The following is a 23741-nucleotide window of genomic DNA, read 5'->3' on the forward strand; positions in this document are numbered from 1 at the left end:
GAAGGGGAAAAACGGGGGCCGTCGGCGATCGATCAGCGATAGACGCGTTCGCAGCGGCGCTCGACCACGCGGTCGCCATTCTTCTGCTGGCTGTTGCCCTGGATCTGGCGGCCCGCCGCACCACCGGCAACAGCACCGGCCACGGTAGCGAGCTTCTTGCCATTGCCGCCGCCCACCTGGTTGCCCAGCAGGCCGCCGATCACCGCGCCAGTGGCCGTACCGGCGATGCGGTTCGGATCGCGCGAGTTGCGCTGCACTTCCACGTTCTTGCAGACCACGCGGCTGCCATCGTTGAATCGGCGTCCCTCATCGCGCGGACCATAGGTCTGCGCGCCGGCCACCGACGAAGCCGCCAGCAGGGTGCCCAGCACAAGCAATCGGGTCGAGGTCTTCATGGCCATCTCCTAGGTTCCGGTATGGCGCAAGTGTCCTCCCGCGGCTGGCAACCGGAAGTGAAATGCGCGTGTCCGCGGCCTCATCGGCCATTGCGCGTTCAGGAAGAAAATCCGCACCCATCACGATCAGCCAGCGTGATGGGCGCCGTCTCCCTACCGGCATTGCCCTCTGCTAGAACTCTTCCCACCCCCCGGCATTGGCCGCCAGTGTCGGCTCGATGCGCGGCGACAGCGTTGCCGCCCTGCGCACCGGGGTGGCCTTCGCGGCCACCGCAGCCAGGGCCGGACGCACGGCTGCAGCCGCCGTTGCCGCGCCGGTGCGGAACACCGAAACCGCCTCGGCCAGCAGGTTCGCCTGCTCCTCCATGGAACGCGCCGCAGCACTGGCCTCTTCCACCAGTGCCGCATTCTGCTGCGTGGTCTCGTCCATCTGCACCACCGCCTGGTTCACCTGTTCGATGCCGGAGCTCTGCTCCTGCGAGGCAGCAGAGATATCGGCCATGATGTCGGTCACGCGCCGCACGGAAGCAACGATCTCGCCCATCGTGGTGCCTGCCTGTCGGACCAGGGCCGATCCATCGGCGACCTTCCCAACCGAATCCTCGATCAGGCCCTTGATCTCCTTGGCCGCACCGGCCGAGCGCTGTGCCAGCGTGCGCACCTCACTGGCCACCACCGCAAAGCCCCTGCCCTGCTCGCCGGCACGCGCGGCTTCCACCGCCGCGTTCAACGCCAGGATGTTGGTCTGGAAGGCAATGCCATCGATGACCGAGATGATCTCGGCGATCTTCTTCGACGAGGCCTCGATGGCCGACATCGTGGTGACCACCTGGCCGACCACCTCGCCGCCCTGCGAGGCGACACCGTGCGCACCGATGGCGAGCTGGTTGGCCTGGCGGGCGTGCTCGGCGTTCTGCTTCACGGTGGAGGTCAGTTCCTCCATCGACGCCGCCGTCTCTTCCAGGTTCGCCGCCTGCTGCTCGGTGCGCCGCGACAGATCGGTGTTGCCCGAGGCGATTTCGCCTGCCGCCAGATTGATGCTGGACGCGCTGGCCTGGATGCGCCCGACGATCTGCTTGAGCTGATCGACGGTGGCATTGCAGTCATCGCGCATGCGGGCGAACACGCCGTGGAAGTCGCCCTGCATGCGTACGGTGAGGTCACCGCGCGAGATCGCCTGCAGCAGGCTCGACACCTGCACCAGGTTCTGGTCGGTGGTCTGCATCAGGCGATTGAGCCCGGCCACCATGTCGCGGAAATCGTAGGCGAAGCGATCTTCATCGCCGCGCAGGCTGAAGTCGCCCGCCGCCGCGGCCGTCGCCAGCCGGCGGATCTCGCTGTTGATCGCCGACAGGCTGGTCTTGGTCTCGTCCATTGCCTGGGTGATCGCCGCCTTCTCGCCCGGCAGCGGATCCATGTCCACCGACAGGTCGCCACGGGCGTAATGCTTCATCACTTCGATCAGCCGGTTCTGTACCTGCACGTGTGAGCCGACCAGCGCGTTGGTCTCGTGCACCATGCGCCCGTAGTCACCAGGGAAGGCACTCTCGTCCATGCGATAGCTGAGGCTGCCGGCATCGTGCTGGCGGGCCAACTCGCCCTGCGCCGCCATCACCGACTGCAACTGCGCCTGCATGCGCTGCATCGACCTGAGCAGCTGCGTGACCTCATCGTTGCCGGAGGCGTCAATGCTGTTGTCCAGCCGCCCATTGGCGATGCCGTCGGCCAGCTTCACCGCGCCTTCCAGCGGGCGGGTCAGGCTGCGGGTGATGGCCCACGCGGCCAGCGAGCCCAGTACCAGGCTCAACACGCCGAACACGATCGACAGCGTGCCGGTCCAGGATTCGGTTGAACGGTATTCCTCGCGGCTGCGCTCGGTCAGTGTCTCCTGATGCCGCAGCAGGGTCGAGATCGCTTCGTTCCACGCGGTTGCCAGCCCCTGCTCGGCAAGCAGTTCCTTGGCCGCGCCGTCGAAATCCCCGGCCTTCATGCGCTCGTGAAGATGCCGGGTGGAGGCGTCGGTGGCCTTGCGTGCCGCGTCGATTTTCGCCACCAGGGTATCGCCGGTCGCGTCGCGCGGAATCCTGATGTACCTGGCCCAGATACCGTCGTAGGTCTGCGACAGCTCCTGCGCCTTCTGATAATCCCTGTCGAAATCCTCGCCGCGCTTGATCACCATCAGGCGGCGGTGCATCAACACCGCGTTGTTGGTATCCAGCATGTCGTTCAACAGCCGCATCTTCACCATGTTGACGTCCACCACTTTCTCGAACTGGGCGGACTTCAGGTGATTTCCGTACAGCGCCAGGCCAACGATGGCCACGATGAACAGCAGCAGCAATCCAAACCCGGCACCCAGCCGGGATCCCACTCGGAGGTTGCGTAAGGCGAGCATCTCAATTCCCTTGATCATGGCCGTACGATCGATGGCGGCGCAGCGCGGGGAAACTTTATGGGTCGATATTATTGTATCGATCCAAATCTCTGGAACTGTGCAGACAGGTGTGAAGGACACACTTAATGGAGGTGGTTATTCCTGCCGGGCATATCAATGCACGAGCACATCAATCGCAGTCATCACGCATCGCTCGCGAGTCGTGACCGCGGAAACCGTCACTTGATGCACGGAGGGGGAGGATGAAGCCCATCGATCCCGGCACCCTTCTGTCCAGAGGAACAACGCGCTGCTTCGCGACTACCGTCAGGGCTGCAATCTGGCATCTGCCATCGCAGGGCCCCGACCCTTGAGTATTTCAACCCTGATGAAGGGGTCCAGACCCCATTACAATCGACTGCCACTGATCTCCCACTTATTGACCTTCAAGTCAATAAAACCGCAGTCATTGAGATTCTCGTCGCTCTGGAAGTAGGAGACGGGAAGGTCACCCCATGCTGCACGGACCCACGCGCTGCGCTGAGGCAATACGATCGAGGAGTGCATGGAAACTGCGTACTTTCTACTCATGCCTGTCCACGGAAATTGACTCCCAGGACGGGGCGACGGAAATTTCCTCAAGATACCGCTCAAGGTCTCTGAACGGAGGGACCCCTATAGCAGCGAAGGAGAACCACACGGCATCGCACTCGTCGCAGACAAATATCTGAACGCCGCGCTCCTTTACTTGAGCTTTCAACACCTCACCCTGCTCGCAACGGGGACAGATCAAACTACCCCCCACCTCACCGGAGACGCAGATACAACGTTACTGACCATCCCAGAAACGATTTTCCAGACCTTTCTTGCCGATGATACAGGAGGAGAATCTATTTCCATCACCCAGCCAGTCATCACTGACAGTGGAAGTTGAACGCGCCCGAGGGGGTCCTGCTGCCGATGGCACCAATCAATGAAGAAGAAGACTTCGGGCGAACTCTCTACCAGCTGATGGCCCTGCTATTGGCGATGGGTCACGTCGTTTTCTTCCCTGCAAACCGGCGCGCGCCACGACGGGAGTGCCGAGCACTTGACTCAGCAAAGAAGTTTGCCAAACCCCAGCATGGGTCCCCAAAGCATCCGGCGCTCAGCCATGTCCAACGCACAGGGAACAACGCTACAGTCGACATATGACGCTCATCCTGCAGATCGAAGGCTGTGCCATTCACGACATCCCCAGCCTGTATGCGGAGATCAACCGCGTGTTCATGGCCGGCGAGGACTGGCAGCTCGGGCCAAGCCTGGACGCCCTGGATGATCTGCTGCATGGCGTCCATGGCGTGTTGGCCGGCCATGAGCGGGCCACGGTGATCTGGAGTGATATCGAGCACAGCCGCGCCGCACTGGGACGAACTACCACATGCCAGTGGCTGCAGTCCAAGCTGGAAGCCCCGGGCACCTTCAACACGCGGACCATTGCGCGCCAGCTGGACGCCCTGCAACAGGGCGAGGGCCCAACCTACTTCGAGATCGTGATGGATATCTTCGCCAGCCACCGGCAGATCACCCTGGTCCCGGCCTGACCTCGTCGCTGTGCGGTACCCGCCTGCCACCGGTGGCGGCAGCCCTGTGCCCCAGCAGTTACCATGGACGGCCCTGTACCCGCTCCGTTGCCGCTGCCCTCCGGCGCGAACGGACGCCCCGGATTCACGAGCCCCATGTCCAAAGAAAAGTCCGCCGAACACACCCCGCTGATGAAGCAGTTCTTCGCAGCCAAGTCCGAGTATCCGGACCTGCTGCTGTTCTTCCGCATGGGCGACTTCTACGAGCTGTTCTACGACGATGCGCGCAAGGCCGCGCGCCTGCTCGACATCACCCTGACCCAGCGTGGCAGCTCCGGCGGCGCGCCGATTCCGATGGCCGGCGTGCCGGTACATGCCTATGAAGGCTACCTGGCGCGGTTGGTGGCGCTGGGCGAGTCGGTGGCGATCTGCGAGCAGATCGGCGACCCGGCGCTGGCCAAGGGCCTGGTCGAACGCAAGGTGGTGCGCATCGTCACCCCCGGCACCGTGACCGACGAAGCGCTGCTGGACGAACGCCGCGACACCCTGCTGATGGCGCTGTCGCGCACGAAGCAGGGCTACGGCCTGGCCTGGGCCGACCTGGCCGGTGGCCGCTTCCTGGTCAATGAAGTCGAGACCGACGACGCGCTGGAAGCCGAACTGGCCCGACTGGAGCCGGCCGAGCTGCTGGTGCCCGACGAGGAGAACTGGCCCGACTTCCTGCGCCACCGCACCGGCGTGCGCCGCCGTGCGCCGTGGCTGTTCGACGCGGACAGCGGCCGCCGCCAGCTGCTGAACTTCTTCAAGCTGCACGATCTGAGCGGCTTCGGTATCGATGACAAGCCACGTGCCACCGCCGCCGCCGGCGCCCTGCTCGGTTATGTCGAGGAAACCCAGAAGCAGCGCCTGCCGCACCTGACCTCGATCGCGATGGAAACCGCCGCCGAGGCGATCGCGATGAACGCCGCCACCCGCCGCCACCTGGAACTGGATACGCGCGTCGACGGCGATACCCGCAATACCTTGCTGGGCGTGCTCGACAGCACGGTGACGCCGATGGGCGGGCGCCTGCTGCGCCGGTGGCTGCACCGCCCGCTGCGCCTGCGCGAGGTGCTGGTACAGCGCCACCATGCGGTGGAAACCCTGATCGATCGCGGCAGCGATGCCGACATCCGCGAACAGTTCCGCCGCCTCGGCGACCTGGAACGCATCCTGACCCGCGTCGCACTGCGTTCGGCGCGCCCGCGTGATTTCTCCACCCTGCGCGATGGCCTGGGCCTGCTGCCGGCGGTGCGCGAAGTGCTGGCGCCGCTGGATTCACCGCGCCTGCAGGCACTGCATGCCGCCTTGGGCGAGCACGACGCGTGCGCACAACTGCTGGCCAGCGCCATCGCCGAAATGCCGCCACTGAAGCTGAGCGACGGCGGCGTGCTGGCCGATGGCTTCGATGAAGAGCTGGACGAGCTGCGCCGCCTGTCCACCCATGCCGACCAGTTCCTGGTTGACCTGGAACTGCGCGAGCGCGAGAGCAGCGGCATTCCCACCCTGAAGGTGGGCTACAACCGCGTGCACGGCTACTACATCGAAATCAGCAAGGGCCAGTCCGATCGCGCGCCGGTGCACTACACCCGCCGCCAGACGCTGACCAATGCCGAGCGTTACATCACCGAAGAACTGAAGGCATTCGAGGACAAGGTGCTGTCCGCGCGCGACCGTTCGCTGTCGCGCGAGAAGTACCTGTACGAGCAGCTGCTGGACACCCTCGGCGAACAGCTGGAACCGTTGAAGCAGTGCGCCGCTGCGCTGAGCGAACTGGACGTGCTGGCCGCCTTCGCCGAACGCGCGCAGGCGCTGGACTGGTCGCGGCCGGAACTTGAAACGGCACCTTGCCTGAAGATCGAGCGTGGCCGCCATCCGGTGGTCGAGGCGGTGCGCGAGCAGCCGTTCGAACCCAACGATCTGGATCTGCATCCGGACCGCCGCATGCTGGTCATCACCGGTCCGAACATGGGTGGTAAATCGACCTACATGCGGCAGAACGCGCTGATCGTGCTGCTGGCCCACATCGGCAGCTTCGTGCCGGCCAGCCGGGCGCTGATCGGCCCGATCGACCGCATCCTGACCCGCATCGGCGCCGGTGACGACCTCGCCCGCGGGCAGTCGACCTTCATGGTCGAGATGGCCGAGACCAGCTACATCCTGCACCACGCCACCGCGCATTCGCTGGTGCTGATGGACGAGATCGGCCGTGGCACGTCCACCTACGACGGCCTGGCGCTGGCCGACGCGGTGGCCCGCCACCTGGCCTACCAGAACCGCTGCTACACGCTGTTCGCCACCCACTACTTCGAGCTGACCGCGCTGGCCGACGAGCAGCACGAGGGCGGCCGCAGCGGCATCGCCAACGTGCACCTGGATGCCGTCGAGCACGGTGAAGCGCTGGTGTTCATGCACGCCGTTAAGGACGGCCCGGCCAACCGCAGCTTCGGCCTGCAGGTGGCCGCACTGGCCGGCCTGCCGCGCGCCACCGTGGCGCAGGCGCGCCGTCGACTGGCCGAGCTGGAACAGCGCGGCGGTGAGAGCCATGCCGCCGAGCTGGCGCCGCAGGCATTGGATGCACCGCAGCAGTTCGGCCTGTTCGCGGCGCCGTCGAACAAGGCACAGGAAGCACTGGCCGCCATCGATCCGGACGAACTGACGCCGAAGCAGGCACTGGAAGCGCTGTACCGACTGAAAGCACTGCTGTAACCGCAGCACGCACCCATGGCTTCCCGCCGCCACGCGGGAGGCCTGTCGAAAGATCCGGCAAATCTGATTCTTTGTTTCAATTGACAAAAACTATCAAACTGAGCGGATCATTCGATTATTCATTTCATCTGGCCCTAGCTAAAGTCGAGTGAAGATGTTCCATCCCGTCTTCACCCGCAGGAGCCAGCCATGAGCCAGTCCGATAACAACAGCCCGAAATGTCCGTATCACACCGCGCCGTCGCCTGCGGAAGGCGCCCAGCAGCAGCGCGAGCTGAGCACTACCCCGAAGCAGAAGCACGGCGATGAACCGGTCACGCCGATGACCACGGCCTTCGGCGCACCGGTGGTGGACAACCAGAACAGCAAGACCGCCGGCCCGCGTGGCCCGCTGCTGATGGAAGACGTGTGGCTGCTGGAAAAGCTGGCCAACCTCAACCGCGAGATCATTCCCGAGCGCCGCATGCACGCCAAGGGCTCGGGCGCATTCGGCACCTTCACCGTCACTCACGACATCAGCAAGTACACCCGCGCCAAGCTGTTCGAGAAGGTCGGCAAGCAGACCGAGATGTTCGCCCGCTTCACCACGGTGGCCGGCGAGCGTGGCGCCGCCGACGCCGAGCGTGACATCCGCGGCTTCGCCCTGAAGTTCTACACCGAAGAAGGCAATTGGGACCTGGTCGGCAACAACACGCCGGTGTTCTTCCTGCGCGACCCGCGCAAGTTCGCCGACCTCAACAAGGCCGTCAAGCGCGACCCGCATACCAACCTGCGCAGCGCACGCAACAACTGGGATTTCTGGACGCTGCTGCCCGAAGCCCTGCTGCAGGTGACCGTGGTGATGAGCGACCGCGGCATTCCGCGCAGCTTCCGCCACATGCACGGTTTCGGCTCGCACACCTACAGCTTCACCAACGCCGACAGCGAGCGCTTCTGGGTGAAGTTCCACTTCGTCAGCCAGCAGGGCATCGAATCGCTGACCGACGCGCAGGCGCAGATCCTGGTCGGCCATGACCGCGAAAGCCACGGCCGCGACCTGTTCGCCGCGATCGAGAAGGGCGACTTCCCGAAGTGGAAACTGTTCATCCAGGTCATGCCGGAACTGGAGGCGGAAACCTACCGCATCCATCCGTTCGACCTGACCAAGGTGTGGCCGAAGAGCGACTACCCGCTGATCGAAGTGGGCCAGTTCGAACTGAACCGCAATCCGGTCAACTGGTACCAGGACGTGGAGCAGTCAGCGTTCGCGCCGAGCAACCTGGTGCCGGGTATCGGCCCGTCGCCGGACAAGATGCTGCAGGCGCGCCTGTTCGCCTACTCCGATGCGCAGCGCTACCGCCTGGGCGTGAACCACCACCAGATTCCGGTGAACGCGGCGCGCTGCCCGGTGCACAGCAACCACCGCGACGGTGCGATGCGCGTGGACGGCAACTACGGCGGCCTGCCGCACTACGAGCCCAACAGCTACGGCCAGTGGCAGGAACAGCCGCAGTACCGCGAACCGCCGATGAAGATCCGGGGCGACGCCGACTTCTGGAACTTCCGTGAGGACGACGCCGACTACTTCAGCCAGCCCGGTGCGCTGTTCCGCAGCTACAACCAGGCACAGAAGGAGCGACTGTTCGCCAACACCGCCCGTGCCCTGGGCGATGCGCCGGACTTCATCAAGCAGCGCCACATCGACAACTGCAGCAAGGCCGACCCGGCCTATGGCGCTGGTGTTGCCGCGGCGCTGAAGGCGCTGGCCAGCCAGCCAACGGATCCGTTCAAGCCGGCCCAGCCGGAAGCGGACTTCCCCACCGCGACCCCGGGTGCCGAAGACATCGAGCTCTGATCGCCCTGCCCCGTGAACGCCACGCCACCTCCCCGTGAGGCGGCGTCGCCGTTTTAACGGTCTGCGTCGTACCTTCTGCACGCCCAACCCCAATCAAGGATTCCGCAGATGAGCCTGACCGACGAACTTCTCGCCAAATTGCAGGGCGCCCCGCTGCAGCAGGTATCGCAGCAGCTCGGCATCAGCGATACCCAGGCCTCCGGTGCGATCAGTGCCGCGCTGCCGGTGCTGATGGGCGCGCTGGGCAACAACGCCTCGCAGCCGCAGGGCGCACAGGCGCTGCTCGGTGCACTGCAGAACAACCACAGCGGCCTGGACCTGGGCAGCGTGCTCGGCTCGGTACTGGGCGGCGGTGGCGGTGGCGCCGCCAGCGACGGTGCCGGCATCCTCGGCCACATCTTCGGCGGCAGCCAGCAGAAGGTGGAAACCGGCCTGGCCCAGGCCACCCAGCTCGACAGCGGCCGTACCAGCCAGCTGCTGCAGATCCTCGCACCGATCGTGATGGCCTTCCTCGCCCAGCGCCTCGGTGGTGGCCAGGCCGATGCCGGCTCGCTCAGCCAGGCCCTCGGCCAGGAGAAGCAGCAGGTGCAGCAACAGGGCGGCCTTGCCGGCGGCCTGCTTGGCAGCGTGCTGGACCAGGACGGTGACGGCCAGCTCGGCGTGGGCGATCTGCTGAAGATCGGCGGCAGCCTGCTGGGCGGCAAGCGCTGAGCCAAGGCGGCGCCGGACCCGGTCTGGCGCCCTGCAACTTACAACGCGTCGATATCGCCGAGCGCGCGGATCAACCGCCGTGCGCGTTTGTCCGGCTTGTGCTCCGGCGGCTGGAAACCATCGCGTGCGGCGATGCGCAGCGCCCGCTGCTCGGCGCGGCGGGCCCTGGAGGCCTCACTCTCGGCATACAGCTGCTGCGCCGCCGGCGCCGGCCCGCGCTGATCGCTCAGCCCCAGCACCTGGATCTCGAAATGCTCCTCGCCGCGATCCACCTGCAGCTGCTCGCCGACGCGCACCGCGCGTGAGGATTTCGGGCGCTGCCCAGCCACGCTGACCTTGCCGGTCTCGATGGCCTGCTTGGCCAGGCTGCGGGTCTTGAAGAAACGGGCCGCCCACAGCCAGATGTCCAGGCGGACACTGGGCGGCAGCGGGGAAAGCTCGGTCATCGGCAGGGACTACTCCGTTCGCTTGTTCAGGGGACGCGGGTTGTCGGGGTCGGTGCGGCAGCCGCTGCCCCCGATCAGGGTGGGTACGCCGGCAGAAAGATCCTGGCGCTGGCTGCCGACCAGGCACTCGGGCCGGTCGGTGGGCCGCACCTGGGTATCGCCCAGCCGGTCACCTGTCGAACATGCGGCCAGTACGACGCTGATCAAGGCCAGCGCCAGGCTCCACTTCACCTGCAGTCGTTGATGCATTGCCACATCCCGCAAACCGGCTTGGTGCTAGTGTGCGCCTCCCGGGATTCGATCACCACTCCATGGCCAAAGCGCCGCTTGACCTGACCTCCGGCCCGATCGGCCGCAATCTCCTGCTGTTTTCCCTGCCGATCCTGGCAGGCAACATCGCGCAGTCGCTGAACGGTTCGGTGAATGCGGTCTGGGTCGGGCGCTTCCTCGGTGAGGCGGCACTGACCGCCACCGCGAACGCCAACAACATCATGTTCTTCCTGATCGGCTCGGTGTTCGGCTTCGGCATGGCTTCGACCATCCTGATCGGACAGGCGATCGGCGCGCGCGACATCGCGCAGGCGCGGCGCGTGGTCGGCACCAGTGCCACCTTCTTCATCGGCCTGTCGGTGATCATCGCCATCGCCGGTTGGTTCATGGCCCATCCGCTGCTGGCGGCGATGGGCACGCCGGCCGCCTCGCTGCCATTGGCCGAGGCCTACCTGCAGATCATCTTCCTGGCGATGCCGACGCTGTACGCGTTCGCCTTCCTCACCGCCGCCCTGCGCGGTGCAGGTGATTCGCGCACGCCGTTCCGCTTCCTGATGGTATCGGTGGCACTGGACATCGTGCTGAACCCGGTACTGATCTTCGGCATGGGGCCCTTCCCCGCGCTGGGCATCGCCGGCTCGGCCTGGGCCACGCTGGTCGCGCAGACGCTGTCGCTGGCCGGCCTGCTGCTTTACATGCGGCACAAGCGCCACACCCTGTGGCTGGGCCGCGCCGACCTGCGCCTGTTCAAGCTCGACATGACCATCCTCAAGGCGCTGGTGGTCAAGGGCGTGCCGATGGGCCTGCAGATGGTGCTGATCTCGCTGTCGGTGATCCTGCTGATGACCATGGTCAACCAGTACGGCACCGACACCGCCGCGGGCTACGGCGCGTCCCTGCAGCTGTGGAACTACCTGCAGATGCCGGCGATGGCGATCGGTGCGGCGTGTTCTTCGATGGCCGCACAGAACGTCGGTGCGCAGCGCTGGGACCGCGTGCGCGGTACCGCACGCCAGGGCGTGCTGTTCAACTTCCTGCTGACCGGCGCGCTGATCCTGCCGTTGGTTGTGTTCGATCGCCAGCTGCTGGCGCTGTTCCTGCCGCCGGCCAGCCAGGCGCTGGACATCGCCCGCCACCTCAACCATGTGGTGATCGGCTCGTTCCTGTTCTTCGGCGTCAGCTTCGTGATCTCCGGCGTGGTGCGCTCCACCGGCGCGGTGATTCCGCCACTGCTGATCCTGGCCGGCTCGCTGTGGGGCGTGCGCGTGCCGTTCGCCGAACTGCTGCAGCCGTACTGGGGCGCCGATGCAATCTGGTGGAGCTTCCCGGTCAGCTCGCTGGTGTCGATGCTGCTGTCGCTGGCGTATTACCGCTGGGGCGGCTGGCGCAAGGCGAAGATGATGGGCAAGCCCTCGCATGCCGAAGAACTGGCGACGCCGTCGGAGATTCCGGCCTGTCCGCCGTCGCCGGTGGCCGACCCGGATGCCGCACCGCTGCGGTAGTGCCGGCCGCCGGCCGGCAACCTCATGGACCGGCCAATGACAAGGTAGTGCCGGCCGCTGGCCGGCAACCTCACACCGCTCCAGCAGCATCGCGCAACAGCCGGCCAGCGGCCGGCTCTACCGTTTCTTCTTCGCCGCATTGAACGCCGCCGCTGCGCGCAGCAGCGCCTTGAACGCAGCGGCATCCGGCATCGCACCTTCATGGATGTCGATCGCACGCCGCGTGTTGCCCTCCAGGCTGGCGTTGAACAGGCCTTTGGGATCGGTCAGCGCCGCACCGTTGGCGAAGGTCAGTTTCACTGCCTGCTTGTAGGTCTCGCCGGTGCACAGGATGCCGTTGTGCTCCCACACCGGTGTACCGCGCCACTTCCAGGCTTCCTGCACGTCCGGCAGCGCTTCATGGATCAATGCACGCACGCGTGCCAGTGTTTCACCGCGCCAGTCTGCCAGCTCGGCGATGCGTGCATCGATCAGTTCGGTCGCCGGGGTTCCGGCATCGTCAGGGTTCGGCGCGTGCGTGGCCATCAGCGGTTCTCGTCGGGAAAGGAATCAGAACGGTGGGCTTACATGCGCTCGCCGGGCAACGCGGCGGCCTGGCGCACCCAGTCGAGGAACTGTGCCTCATCCAGCGCGCCATCCTGTGCGATATGCAGGTAGCGCGTATCGGCACTCCTGGACGGCTCGGGCGGCATCGGCTTCAGCACCGCGCCACGAAAGAACGCCACCTTGATGTAGCGGGTGAAGCAATGGAAGCTGAGAAACCAGCCTTCGCCCGGCGCCACCGCATACATCGGCGAGTTCCACTTCACCGCCTTGTGCACGCCGGGTACGGCCCGTTCGATCAACGCATCCAGCTGTGCGCCGACCGGGCGTTTCCAGTCCGGCATGGCGGCGATGTATGCCTGCACCGGAGCATCGCCCTCGCCCTTGGCGATCCGGGGGTTGCCGCCGGACAACAGCGTGGGCGCGGTGGAAGGTGCGGTTCGCTTGGCAGGCATCGCACGGCACGTCCATCGGGATGAAACCGCAGCCTAGCGCGGCCCGTAGCCAGCGGTCACGGCGCAGTGCGCCATCGGCTCAGTCCGCCTGCCGCGCCCGGAACTGGCGCCAATCCGGCAGCTTGCGGTGGCGGCGCAGCGAGCGCATCAGCGCCGCCATCACAAGGCCGAACAGCGCGCCGGCCACCAGACCGGCCACCAGCAACAGCACCAGCGGACGTTCGCTGCCCTGCCACAGCATCAGCCACATCAGCGCGGTCCAGAACAGCCCGAACAGCAGGCCCTGCACCAACGCGTTGGTGCCAAAGCCGGCCAGGATCGGTGGCGGCAGTGCGATGCCCAGGCGCCACAACAGGCGATGCAGCAACGGCGCCGATTGCACGCGTGCCAGCCCCTTGCCGTCGAGAAAGCGCAACGCCGACTGGATCACGGCCGGATAGCGAAGGTTGATGTCGTTCATCACCTGATCGTGGCCGATGCGATGCCGGAAACGCAAACGGCCACCCGAAGGTGGCCGTCGCGGCAACAACCGAAGTTGTTTATCAGGCCTTGTCGGCCAGACGGGCAGCCTTGGCGGCAGCAGCGGCAGCCAGGTCTTCCTTGATGCGGGCAGCCTTGCCTTCCAGGCCACGCAGGTAGTACAGCTTGCCGGCGCGGACCTTACCACGACGCTTCACTTCGACCGAGTCGATGATGGCGCTGTGGGTCTGGAAAACGCGCTCGACGCCGTAGCCGTGCGAGATCTTGCGGACGGTGAACGAGGAGTTCAGGCCGGCGTTCTTGGTGGCGATGACGACGCCTTCGTAGGCCTGCACGCGCTCGCGGCTGCCTTCCTTCACCTTCACGTTGACGACAACGGTGTCGCCCTGGCTGAACTTCGGCAGTTCACGGGTGATCTGGGCGGATTCGAATTCCGCGACGATGGACTTGTTCAGCTTGCTCATGGGTTACACCGATTCTTGTTCGGGTGGGCGTGTCGTATCGACAACGTAGGCTCATGCAGTCACCGGACTGTGCTGCACGTTTGTTTTGGGTACTGCGCGCGCCGACCAGGGTCGACGGGAATTGGCCATGATAGCCGATAAAGCCGACCCTGCGCTAGGGGCTGGCCTTCTGGTTCCGGGCCTGACGGCCCTGCTCCAGCAGTTTGCGGTCGGCCTTGCCCAGTGCCTGTTCATCCAGCAGGTCCGGGCGCCGCTCGGCGGTCCGGAGCAGCGACTGCTGGCGGCGCCAGGCGGCGATGGCCGCGTGGTTGCCCGAGCGCAGCACGTCCGGCACGTCACCCAGCGGGTGCTGGGCCGGCTGGCTGTAATGCGGGCAGTCGAGCAGGCCGAGGTCGCCCTCGAAGCTGTCCTGCGCCGCCGATTCGGCGTCGTTCAGGGCACCGTCCTGCAGGCGGGCCACGGCGTCGATGATCACCGCCGCGCCCAGTTCCCCCCCGGACAGCACGTAGTCGCCGAGGGAGATCTCCTCGTCGACATTGGCCTCCAGGAAACGCTCGTCGATGCCCTCGTAGCGGCCGCAGAGCAGGACCACGCGCGGCAGCGCCGCCAGTTCCCGCACCTTGGCCTGGGTCAGCGGCGCCCCCTGCGGGCTGAGGTAGATCACCCGCGCCGGGGTCGGATCGGCCTCACGGATCGCCTGCAGGCAGGCCTGCAGCGGCTCGATCAGCATCACCATGCCCGGGCCACCTCCGAACGGACGGTCGTCCACGCGGCGGTAGTTGCCTTCGGCGTAATCACGGGGGTTCCAGCCGTGCAGGCTGAACAGCCCCTTCTCCTGCGCGCGCCCGACCACGCCCAGTCCGGCGGACTGGGCGAGGAACTCGGGGAACAGGGTAATGACGTCGAAACGCATGCTCACGCTCAGAACTCGGGATCCCAGTCGACCACGACCAGGTTGGCCTCGAAGTCGACCGACTTGACGAAGTCCGGCTGCACGAACGGAATCATCCGCTCGCGGTCACCGCGGACCACCACCACGTCGTTGGCGCCGGTGCTGAACAGGTGCGAGACCTGGCCCAGGGCAACGCCCTCGGTGGTCTTCACGTCCAGGCCTTCCAGGTCCACCCAGTAGTACTCATCGGGCTTCGGTGGCGGCAATGCACTGCGGGCCACGTAGATCTCGGTGCCGTGCATCGCTTCGACGGTATCGCGGTCCTCGACGCCGGGGAAACGGGCGACCAGGTGCTTGCCGCTGTCGCGGCCACGCACGCCTTCAATCGTGGTTTCCACGCCGGACGGGCTGCGCACGATCCACGGCTGGTAACGGAAAATGGCGGAACGTGGCTCGGTCCAGGACTCGAGCTTGATTTCGCCGCGCACACCAAAAGCGCCGACAACCCTGCCCAGCAGGATGCGGCGCTCGATATCTTTCATCTGCTTCAACCAAGAGGGCCACGCCGAAGCGTGGCCCGTCAGGATCAGGCCGCAGCGGCCTGGGACTTGGTCGCTTCCTTGATCAGGTTGCGGACCTTGTCGGTCGGCTGGGCGCCGTTCTTGACCCAATGGTCAACGCGGGCCAGGTCCAGCTCGATGCGCTTCTCGGCGCCCTGGGCAACCGGGTTGTAGAAGCCAACGCGCTCGATGTTGCGGCCGTCGCGCGCGCTGCGCACGTCGGTGACGATGATGTGGTAGAACGGACGCTTCTTGGCGCCGCCGCGGGTCAGTCGAATCTTGACCATGGTGTTTTTCCTATTGCCCAGTCGCCAGGATGGCGAGGTAAGCGGGCGATTATAGCGGCAGAGCCCGGCCGAGCCAACCCCGGGCTGTATCCATCTTCACGGTAGCGCAGTGCTATGCCTCGCCACTTTCGTTCAGCAAAGTGATCAACCTCCGACCGCCCCTCCAAGATTCCCGGGGCGATAGCGTCAGAGCGCTCCCGCTACCGGCGCCCGATGCATGTCCAGCACATCTACCTCGTGCCGCTGCAGCAGGTCGTCAAATGCATCGCCGCCAATCCGCTCGACAAGTTGCCGCTCGGATTCGTGGATGGCGATGCACTGCAGCCAGTTGATGGCAACCGGCGGGAACTGCAGCCCCGGGAACCTGGCGTCATTCCAGAAGAAGGGCGGCACCAGATAGACGTGCGGCATCCGGGTCGACGGGAAGTAGTCCTGCAGGATGTCGGGAATCACGCTACCAGGCTGCACCGCCGCACGATCGCGCATGATCGCGAAAGCCGTCGAGGCGACGACGTTGTCCCAATGCAGCGCGTCCTGTTCTGCACACGCACACAGCTCGACGCGCGTTTCCAGTTCGTGCCCCTCCGCATGACGTAACCCAGAATCCGATAGGCCGATGGACGAGATGGACTTCAGCCCTGCTTCCGGAGAGCTGAACGTCGTGAGGATATCGACTGAACGTAGGCGATGATCATCGTGAAAGGCCTGGACCTTGGGCCGCCCCTCAGAGCCCATGACCTTGATTGCGTGCATCGCTACCGCGCGATGCTGCTCGGTGACCATACCCATATCTGATTGAAACTCCTGAGTGTTGTTCGCTGCGGACGCATCCGCCGGGCATGGCCCGGCGCTACCGGCTGCAACGCTTCAAGGTAGCGTCCGGCTATGTCCAGCGATCGGCAACCACGCGCCTCGTTCAGGAAAGCGGCTGCCAGGCCACCGCCGCCAGCACCGCCCTGCCCTGTTCAGCCAGCGCCTGCGAGCCGGGCAGGACATGCCCGTCAATGGCCTCCAGCGCCCACAGGCCGCTGGCGTTGCAGGCAAAAGCCGCCTTCACGCCGGCCAGATCGGCCAGCGGCAGCGGCTGAGTGACCTGAGGCCCCGGCCAATGCCGCTTCAGCAGCGCTTCGGCCGTCCCGCGCAGGGCAGGCGCCTGTGGCCAGAGCAGCCGCTCACCATCGTGCACGGCCAGGTTCCAGGTGCTCCCTTCACTCACGTCGCCATCGGCGGTCACGAACAGCACATCGTCGAATCCTTGCGCCATCGCCGCGCGCCGCTCGGCAAACAGGCCAAACGTGCCCACATGCTTGATCTGCGGCATTTCGCGCTGCCAGGCCACGCTGCGCACGCGCTTGGGCGCGGCCAGGGCCACCGGCGCTGAAACTGCCACCAGCACGTCCACCGGCACGGCCGCCAGCGGATTGCGGAAATCGAAGCGGCGCGAGTACACCGTCACCCGCAGCGAGGCATCGGCCAGGCCGGCCTGCCGCAGCGCCTGCGCCATCCACGCCTGCACCTGCACCGTGTCCAGTTCGCTGCCGAACAGTTCGCGCGTGGCCTGCGACAGCCGCGCCAGATGCAGGTCCAGCCCCTGCACTGCACCACCACGCACCTGCAGCGAGGTGAAGTGGCCGTAGTTCACCAGCGCCGGCAGCAGGTCCGCCACCTGCGCCGGCTGGCCATTGCAGGTGACCCTCATCGCAGCAGCGCCTGCGCCTGTTCCCACATGCCGCGCAGCACGTCGGCGGCCGGCTGTGCAGGCGCCATCCACGCCGACTGCCCGGCCCAGGCCTGCATCGCCGCCAGGCGATTTTCCTGCACGGCCTGCTTGCGCATCGGCGCGGTCAGGCCACGCTGCACCGGGTACGGGCGCGGCGCAGGGGCGCCTTCGGCAGCAGCGGCGCGCACATACGCGGTCGCCAGGCCACGGCCAAGGCGGCCGCTGAACGCGCGCGTCGGCCAGGTATCTTCCGGTTCGCTGGCGGCCAGCCCATCGGCCCACGCCGACGCGATCGCCGCCTCGGGCGTGCGCAGGAAGGCGGTGCCGATCTGGACGGCGCTGGCCCCCAGGGTGAGTGCGGCAGCAATGCCACGGCCATCGGCGATGCCACCGGCAGCGATCACCGGAATCTGCAGGTGATCGGCCAGGCGCGGCAACAGCGCGAACAGCCCGACCAGCTGGCGTTCGGCCATTGCCGGATCAAACGCACCGCGATGGCCACCGGCCTCCATGCCCTGCGCCACCACGGCGTCGGCACCGGCGTCCTGTGCGGCACGCGCTTCGGACAAGGTGGTCGCGCAGGCGATCCAGGCAATGCCGGCGTCCTTCAGCTGCTGCACGTGGCGCGGCAGCAGCACGCCCATGATGGTCGACGCCACCGCCGGGCGTGCCGCAAGCAACGCAGCGAACTGTTCTTCGAAATCGGCAGGCGTGGCGTCGGCGGCGCTGGCCGGCACGTCCGGGCCCCACTGCGCGAGGAAAGCGCGGCTGGCGGCCTCGGCAGCGACATCACGGCTCGGTGCGGGGTCCGGCAGCCACAGGTTCACCTGCGCCGGGCCGGTGGAGGTCGCGCGGAAGTCCTCCATCCAGCGACCGATATCGGCCGACGACGACAGCACCGCGCCCATCGCCCCCATGCTGCCGGCATTGGCCAGCGCGGCGGACAACGGTACGGGGCAGGCACCGGCCATCGGTGCCAGCAGGATCGGAACGGATACGCCAAAGCGCTGGCAGAACGCCTCGACGCGGGAAGTTACAGCGGAACTCTGCATGACGGCCCATCGTTTCGGACAGGCCACCATGGTGCGCGCGGGACAGGGGTGGCGTCGAGCCTGCTGCTGCGCGCCGCCGCCCGAGCGTGAGCTCGGGCGCTACATCACACTGCGGACGGGGCCGTCATCAACGGAACGGCATGCCGCGGCCGCCCATGGCGCCCATCATGCCCTTCATGCTGCGCAACATGCCCTTCATGCCACCGCCGGCCATCTTGCTCATCATCTTTTCCATCTGCATGTACTGCTTCATCAGCTTGTTGACGTCGGCCGGGGTCACGCCCGAACCCTTGGCGATGCGCGCGCGGCGCGAGCCGTTGAGCAGGTTCGGGTTGCGCCGTTCCTTCTTGGTCATCGAGCCGATGATGGCGATCATGCGCGGCACTTCCTTGCCCTGGCTGACCTGCTGCTTCAGGTGGTCGGGGATGTTGCCCAGGCCCGGCAGCTTGTCCATCAGGCCGCCGATGCCGCCCATGTTCTGCATCTGCTCGAGCTGGTCGCGCATGTCGTTCAGGTCGAACTTCTTTCCCTTCGCGACCTTCTCGGCCAGCTTGGCGGCCTTGTCCTTGTCGACCTGCTGCTCCACCTGCTCGACCAGCGACAGCACGTCGCCCATGTCGAGGATGCGGCTGGCGATGCGGTCCGGATGGAACACGTCCAGGCCTTCCGGCTTTTCGCTGACACCGACGAACTTGATCGGCTTGCCGGTGATGTAGCGCACGCTCAGCGCGGCACCGCCACGGGCGTCACCGTCGGTCTTGGTCAGCACCACGCCGGTCAGCGGCAGCGCATCACCGAAGGCCTTGGCGGTGTTGGCCGCGTCCTGGCCGGTCATGGCGTCGACCACGAACAGGGTTTCGGCCGGGTTCACGGCAGCGTGCAGGGCCTTGATCTCGGCCATCATCGCTTCGTCGATGGCCAGGCGGCCGGCGGTATCGACCAGCAGTACGTCGACGAACGACTTGCGGGCATCGTCGATGGCGGCGCGGACGATGGCTTCCGGCTTCTGGTCGGCGCTGGACGGGAAGAACAGCACGCCGACCTGCTCGGCCAGGGTCTTCAGCTGCTCGATCGCGGCCGGGCGGTAGACGTCGGCCGAAACCACCATCACCTTCTTCTTGCGCTTTTCCTTCAGGTGCTTGGCCAGCTTGCCCACCGTGGTGGTCTTGCCGGCGCCCTGCAGGCCCGCCATCAGGATGATGGCCGGAGCGGGCACATTGAGGTTCAGGTCGCTGGCCTCGGCACCCATCACCGCGGTCAGTTCGTCGCGCACGACCTTGATCAGGGCCTGGCCCGGGGTCAGCGACTTCAGCACTTCCTGGCCGACCGCGCGCACCTTGATGCGCTCGATCAGGGCCTGCACCACCGGCAGCGCGACGTCGGCTTCGAGCAGCGCGATGCGTACTTCGCGGGTCGCCTCGCGGATGTTCTCCTCGGTCAGGCGGCCGCGGCCACGCAGGCGCTCGATGGTGCCGGAAAGGCGCTGGGTCAGGGACTCGAACATGCGGCGCAACCTGTCTGAAAGCGGGGGACAATAAGGCAAACAGTATAACGGGTCCGGCTGTCCGCCCGGACTGCGACCACCGGGCCGTCGCCAGCATCACAGGGGTATGCGAAACTGCAACGATGACAATCGTTCTCATCGCCGTCCTGCTCTACCTGGCTGCCAGTGCCCTGCTGGTGCGTGCGCTCGGCCGCGATGAAAGCACCGGCTCCCCCACCTGGCTGTGGCCGGCCCTGCCAGCGATGCTGCTGCATGGCGGTTACCACGTGATGGTGGCGATGCGCACCAACGGCGGGCCGGACATGCACTTCTTCGCCGCGCTGTCGCTGGTCGGCCTGGGCATGGCCTGGCTGACCTCGCTGGTGGGCGCGCGCGGCCGCATGTCGGCGCTGGGCGTGGTGGTGTTCCCACTGGCCGCGGTACTGCTTCTGGCCTATCACGGCTACGGCCACGAGCCGAGCAAGGTGCTGGGCTGGCGCCTGGCCAGCCATGCCTGGCTGGCGCTGCTGGCCTACGCCACGCTGAGCATCGCCGCGCTGCTGGCGATCATGCTGTGGCTGCAGGAACGCGCCCTGCGCCGCCGCGAGTTCCGCCCGTGGCTGCGCGCGCTGCCACCGCTGGCCGACCTGGAATCGCTGTTGTTCCGGGTGATCACGGTCGGCTTCGCGCTGCTGACCCTGACCCTGGTCACCGGCGTGCTGTTCGTCGACGACCTGCTGGCGCAGAAGCTGGTGCACAAGACCGTGCTGAGCGTGCTGTCGTGGATCGTGTTCGGCGTGCTGATGATCGGCCGTCGCCGCTACGGCTGGCGCGGCATGAAGGCGGTGCACTGGACGCTGGCGGCAATGCTGTTGCTGCTGCTGGCGTTCTTCGGCAGCCAGTTCGTGATCGAACTGGTGTTCGGGCATTCGCGATAAAGGCATGCCGACCAACGGTCGGCACCCACCCCAACATCACCGGGTAGTGCCGGCCGCTGGCCGGCAACTGAACCGCACCCTGCGCGGATGCTGCCGCCGATCAGGGAATCGACTGCGCCAGGATCTTCCGCACCGAGCGACCGCTGTTGGTGAGGATGTCATCGACCTGCCAGCAGCCCTGGCCCTGGCGAACCATCGGCAGGCGGGTCACGTAGGCCTTATTCCATACCGCATAGCGCATCTCGACCTGGCCGGCAGTGGCCGAGGCCTCTTTCCAGCGGTAACGCACCGGGGTTTCAATGTCGCCGTCCTGCGCATCCAGCCACGGGTCGGAATCTATCGTGCAGATGCCCTGTTCGCGCTGCTGGCAGGCACGCTCGCCACGCAGTGCCTTGCCGAACGCCGGGCTGACCAGCGCGGGCGGTGGCTCCAGCAGGTCGCCATTGCCGGTCGTGGCCTCGAACAAGGCACGGGCAACGGCCATGGGCTCTTGGCAGGCCGGTGCGGCCTGCACGGTGGGGGCCAGCAGCAGCCCGGCGATCACGAACATCCCTGTCTTTCGCATGTATTCCATTCCCTGGGGGTGATGATGATCCGTTGTAGAGCCGAGCCCATGCTCGGCTGCTTTCCGCGTGGGCCGAGCGCAGGCTCGGCTCTACAGGAGCGTGCAGCTTACAGCCCGTAACGCTCGATCACGTCCAGGTGCGGCTGGCGATCCTGGTCACAGGCTTCAGCCAGGCGCAGCCAGCAATGCGGATGCGGCCACGTCGCGGTGTGCTGCTGGAGGAAGCGGTGCAGCGCCAGCGGCGCATGGTCCTGCGGCTGGGCGACGGTGAACAGCAGGCCGGGCAGCGTGCCCTCCTCCCTATCGGGGTCGGTGACAGTGTAGTCCGGGCGGCTGTGCGACCACACCTTCCAACCCTGTGCTTCGGCCGCCTCGACGAAGGCATTCCACGCCTCTTCGCCCGGGTGCGCGCCATCGATCATCCAGCTGCGGGCGAAGCCTCCGCGCTCCAGCACATGCACCTGCGCATAGGTCGGGATGAAATGCTCGCGCGCTTCCTCCTCCTCGGGTGCCGGATGCACCAGTGCGGCATCGAACACCACCCAGTCGCCCACCTGCTGGGCGCGGTTGGACGGCGCATTCTCGACGATGCGCGCGGTCACCGGGCCGCTGCGGCGGGCGTAGTACTCCATCGGCTCGCCGTTCTCTTCGCTGCGGATGATCACCCAGCCCCATGGCTCCTCGACCACACCTTCCTGGCTGGACAGCTCCATGCCGATCGCCGCGGCCGAGCGGCGCACCGCGTCCCAGTCGCGCGCCGCGCTGGCCGCACTCATGTGGTCCCAATGCGCGGCGTTCGGCTCGTCCAGCAGCTCCACCAACTGCGCATAGCAGGCCTGGGCCTCACTGAAGCGGCCGGTTTCCATGTACATGCGCGCCAGCGTGCCGCGCGCGCCGTGCGAGCCCGGAGACAGCTCCAGAAGCGATCGGGCCGCCTGCTCCAGCGCCGGCCAGTCGGACACCCGGCGTGCGCGCTGCACGTCGCACCAGTGCGCGAACACCGGCACGCTGCTGCGGTAGACCTCGGCCAGCTGGCGCAGGCCGTCGTCGTCCCCCTGCTCGGCCAGCCAGCGCATCAGCGTGTAGGCTGCGGGACCATCGTTCTGCGCATGGCTGCGTACGAACCGCCACAACAGCGCTCGCGCCTCGGCCTGCGCGCCGCAGGCGCTCAGCGCTGAGGCGGCCATCTCGGCCAAGGCCTCGTCATCGGGCAGCTGCGCCTGCGCCTGCAGCAACCACTGCGCCTCGCGCTCGGGGTCGCGCGCCTGGTTCTGTTCGCCCTGCGCGTCCAGCCATGCCAGCAGCTCGCCGGCCGGCACCGGCAGCGGTGCGACATCCGGCAATGCATCGATGCGTGCCGCCAGGCCGGCCACCAGCGCTGCCGCCCCCCGGTCCTGGCGCAGCTGCGCCAGATGGGTGCGGGCCAGTTCCAGCTGGCGCAGCGCCACCCAGCGCGCACCACGCTGCAGGGCAAGCTCCAGGCTCAGCGCTGCCACTTCGATCAGCAGGCGATGCGATCCGACCCGGGCGAAGTGCTCGATGATCGTGTTGAAGCGCGTGCCCAGGTCCCACGTATTGCGCGCAGGGTCACGCTGGCACAGCGCTGCGGCGGTGTTCGCCCACAGCCGCCAGTAGTTCGGGGTCAGCTCGCTCCACGGCACCAGCTGTTGCAGCGCTTCTTCGTCGCGGCCCAGCTGGGCCAGCGCCCATGCCTTGGACAAGCGGCGCGGCACCGTGCAGTTGGCCGGCTCGTACTCCCCGGAGGCGGCCACTTCGGCTTCGCGCTTCTCGATCAGCGCCAGTGCCTCGTCGGCGCGGCCGACAGCGAGCAGGATCTTGATCTGCATCTCCGGGAAGCTGTCGAACACTTCCTTGCCACAGGCCTCCACGGCGTCGGCCTGCGCCTGCAGGTAATCCAGCGCCTCCTGGCCACGGCCATCGTCGAGCAGCGCATCGGCTTTCTCGCAGCTCAGGCACTGGAAGCAGGCCCAGCTGGGATCGATGCGGCCGAGGGTCTCGTCGCACACCTCGATGCGCTCGGGCACCCAGCCCGGACCATCGATGTTGCCGTAGCAGGCGGCCAGGTCCTGGGTCACGCAGATCGACTGCGGGCATTCCAGGGTGTCTTCGCGGTGTGCCCGCTCGAACAGCGAAACGGCTTCGCCAAGTGCGCTCTCGCCTTCAACACGGTTGCCGACGCGGTTGCGCAGCGCCCAGTGGCCGACGTAGACGTCGACCCAGGGGTTGTCGAGCGCCTTGCCCAGTGCGCGTGCTTCGGGCAGCAGTGCATCGACGCGGTCGATCTGCAGTTCACTGACCTCGTCGGCGAGGCGGTTCAGCAGGTGCGCGTTCTGCGCCTGGCCGGCCTGGCGCAGGTCGCCCTGCAGTTTTTCGACCCAGTTCCAGATGTCCATGGGGTAAGTACTCCTGTCTAGCGAAGGCTGGATGAGAGGGCGCGGTG

Annotated in this window: 24 protein-coding genes; 6 read left to right on the top strand and 18 right to left on the bottom strand. The window is 66.6% G+C overall.

Going from position 1 to position 23741, the window contains the following annotated elements:
* Positions 1–32 precede the first annotated feature (32 nt).
* The 3 genes from ACUVWL_RS11205 to ACUVWL_RS11215 form a co-directional block, all read right to left on the bottom strand.
* Positions 33–401: a glycine zipper 2TM domain-containing protein gene (locus ACUVWL_RS11205; RefSeq protein WP_014646414.1), complete on the bottom strand. Its 369-nt coding sequence runs from the start codon at positions 399–401 to the stop codon at positions 33–35.
* A gap of 166 nt (positions 402–567) precedes the next feature.
* On the bottom strand, positions 568–2790 hold the full coding sequence (locus tag ACUVWL_RS11210) for a methyl-accepting chemotaxis protein (RefSeq protein WP_445979166.1): 2223 nt from the start codon (positions 2788–2790) through the stop codon (positions 568–570).
* A gap of 562 nt (positions 2791–3352) precedes the next feature.
* Positions 3353–3574 carry a zf-TFIIB domain-containing protein gene (locus ACUVWL_RS11215; protein WP_445978349.1) on the bottom strand — a complete coding sequence of 74 codons (222 nt, stop codon included), beginning with the start codon at positions 3572–3574 and terminating at the stop codon, positions 3353–3355.
* A 385-nt stretch (positions 3575–3959) separates the two neighbouring features.
* Here ACUVWL_RS11215 and ACUVWL_RS11220 point away from each other — a divergent pair, with 385 nt between their 5' ends.
* The 4 genes from ACUVWL_RS11220 (at position 3960) to ACUVWL_RS11235 (ending at position 9623) form a co-directional block, all read left to right on the top strand.
* On the top strand, positions 3960–4352 hold the full coding sequence (locus ACUVWL_RS11220; RefSeq protein ID WP_164077463.1) for a barstar family protein: 393 nt from the start codon (positions 3960–3962) through the stop codon (positions 4350–4352).
* A gap of 135 nt (positions 4353–4487) precedes the next feature.
* Positions 4488–7079 (top strand): DNA mismatch repair protein MutS, encoded by a 2592-nt coding sequence (gene mutS, locus ACUVWL_RS11225; RefSeq protein ID WP_049441490.1) that lies wholly within the window; start codon positions 4488–4490, stop codon positions 7077–7079.
* A 189-nt stretch (positions 7080–7268) separates the two neighbouring features.
* A complete protein-coding gene (locus ACUVWL_RS11230; RefSeq protein ID WP_049441489.1) occupies positions 7269–8912 on the top strand; it encodes a catalase in 1644 nt (547 codons plus the stop codon).
* Positions 8913–9020: 108 nt separating this feature from the next.
* Positions 9021–9623 carry a DUF937 domain-containing protein gene (locus tag ACUVWL_RS11235; protein WP_014646409.1) on the top strand — a complete coding sequence of 201 codons (603 nt, stop codon included), beginning with the start codon at positions 9021–9023 and terminating at the stop codon, positions 9621–9623.
* 38 nt (positions 9624–9661) lie between these two features.
* Here ACUVWL_RS11235 and ACUVWL_RS11240 read toward each other — a convergent pair whose 3' ends face one another.
* Positions 9662–10069, bottom strand: a complete 408-nt coding sequence (locus ACUVWL_RS11240) for an RNA-binding S4 domain-containing protein (protein ID WP_014646408.1) — start codon at positions 10067–10069, stop codon at positions 9662–9664.
* Between the two features lie 9 nt (positions 10070–10078).
* Entirely contained in the window at positions 10079–10318 is a 240-nt protein-coding gene (locus tag ACUVWL_RS11245; RefSeq protein WP_014646407.1) for a hypothetical protein, read from the bottom strand.
* A gap of 62 nt (positions 10319–10380) precedes the next feature.
* Between ACUVWL_RS11245 and ACUVWL_RS11250 the strand changes: the two genes are divergently transcribed.
* Positions 10381–11841, top strand: a complete 1461-nt coding sequence (locus tag ACUVWL_RS11250) for an MATE family efflux transporter (RefSeq protein ID WP_197604517.1) — start codon at positions 10381–10383, stop codon at positions 11839–11841.
* Between the two features lie 117 nt (positions 11842–11958).
* Here ACUVWL_RS11250 and ACUVWL_RS11255 read toward each other — a convergent pair whose 3' ends face one another.
* The 11 genes from ACUVWL_RS11255 to ffh form a co-directional block, all read right to left on the bottom strand.
* Positions 11959–12366 (bottom strand): DUF1801 domain-containing protein, encoded by a 408-nt coding sequence (locus ACUVWL_RS11255; RefSeq protein ID WP_445978350.1) that lies wholly within the window; start codon positions 12364–12366, stop codon positions 11959–11961.
* 38 nt (positions 12367–12404) lie between these two features.
* The gene (locus ACUVWL_RS11260; RefSeq protein WP_032956352.1) at positions 12405–12839 is read right to left on the bottom strand and encodes a DUF1801 domain-containing protein; all 435 of its coding nucleotides are present in this window, start codon (positions 12837–12839) and stop codon (positions 12405–12407) included.
* 79 nt (positions 12840–12918) lie between these two features.
* Positions 12919–13299, bottom strand: a complete 381-nt coding sequence (locus ACUVWL_RS11265; RefSeq protein WP_032956354.1) for a DUF6404 family protein — start codon at positions 13297–13299, stop codon at positions 12919–12921.
* A gap of 82 nt (positions 13300–13381) precedes the next feature.
* Positions 13382–13783 carry a 50S ribosomal protein L19 gene (gene rplS, locus ACUVWL_RS11270; protein ID WP_005415736.1) on the bottom strand — a complete coding sequence of 134 codons (402 nt, stop codon included), beginning with the start codon at positions 13781–13783 and terminating at the stop codon, positions 13382–13384.
* 154 nt (positions 13784–13937) lie between these two features.
* Positions 13938–14696: a tRNA (guanosine(37)-N1)-methyltransferase TrmD gene (trmD, locus tag ACUVWL_RS11275; RefSeq protein ID WP_046429552.1), complete on the bottom strand. Its 759-nt coding sequence runs from the start codon at positions 14694–14696 to the stop codon at positions 13938–13940.
* Between the two features lie 8 nt (positions 14697–14704).
* Positions 14705–15217 carry a ribosome maturation factor RimM gene (gene rimM, locus ACUVWL_RS11280; protein WP_010483256.1) on the bottom strand — a complete coding sequence of 171 codons (513 nt, stop codon included), beginning with the start codon at positions 15215–15217 and terminating at the stop codon, positions 14705–14707.
* Positions 15218–15261: 44 nt separating this feature from the next.
* Positions 15262–15522 (bottom strand): 30S ribosomal protein S16, encoded by a 261-nt coding sequence (gene rpsP, locus ACUVWL_RS11285; protein WP_005415733.1) that lies wholly within the window; start codon positions 15520–15522, stop codon positions 15262–15264.
* Between the two features lie 186 nt (positions 15523–15708).
* Positions 15709–16311 (bottom strand): suppressor of fused domain protein, encoded by a 603-nt coding sequence (locus ACUVWL_RS11290; protein WP_049441482.1) that lies wholly within the window; start codon positions 16309–16311, stop codon positions 15709–15711.
* A 127-nt stretch (positions 16312–16438) separates the two neighbouring features.
* A complete protein-coding gene (locus tag ACUVWL_RS11295) occupies positions 16439–17221 on the bottom strand; it encodes an aminotransferase class IV family protein (RefSeq protein WP_049441481.1) in 783 nt (260 codons plus the stop codon).
* Positions 17218–18294: an NAD(P)H-dependent flavin oxidoreductase gene (locus ACUVWL_RS11300; protein WP_445978351.1), complete on the bottom strand. Its 1077-nt coding sequence runs from the start codon at positions 18292–18294 to the stop codon at positions 17218–17220. Before ACUVWL_RS11300 ends, ACUVWL_RS11295 begins: the two co-directional genes overlap by 4 nt.
* A 127-nt stretch (positions 18295–18421) precedes the next feature.
* Complete coding sequence (gene ffh, locus ACUVWL_RS11305; protein ID WP_014036403.1) at positions 18422–19798, bottom strand: signal recognition particle protein; 1377 nt, start codon at positions 19796–19798, stop codon at positions 18422–18424.
* A 122-nt stretch (positions 19799–19920) separates the two neighbouring features.
* Here ffh and ACUVWL_RS11310 point away from each other — a divergent pair, with 122 nt between their 5' ends.
* Positions 19921–20715, top strand: a complete 795-nt coding sequence (locus tag ACUVWL_RS11310; RefSeq protein WP_014646399.1) for a cytochrome C assembly family protein — start codon at positions 19921–19923, stop codon at positions 20713–20715.
* Between the two features lie 100 nt (positions 20716–20815).
* On the opposite strand, the gene ACUVWL_RS11315 is transcribed toward ACUVWL_RS11310, so the two are convergent.
* Both ACUVWL_RS11315 and ACUVWL_RS11320 read right to left on the bottom strand, forming a co-directional pair.
* Positions 20816–21280 carry a hypothetical protein gene (locus tag ACUVWL_RS11315; RefSeq protein ID WP_142234424.1) on the bottom strand — a complete coding sequence of 155 codons (465 nt, stop codon included), beginning with the start codon at positions 21278–21280 and terminating at the stop codon, positions 20816–20818.
* Between the two features lie 107 nt (positions 21281–21387).
* A complete protein-coding gene (locus ACUVWL_RS11320; RefSeq protein ID WP_046429547.1) occupies positions 21388–23694 on the bottom strand; it encodes a tetratricopeptide repeat protein in 2307 nt (768 codons plus the stop codon).
* Between the last annotated feature and the right edge of the window lie 47 nt (positions 23695–23741).

Source organism: Stenotrophomonas muris, assembly GCF_052751275.1.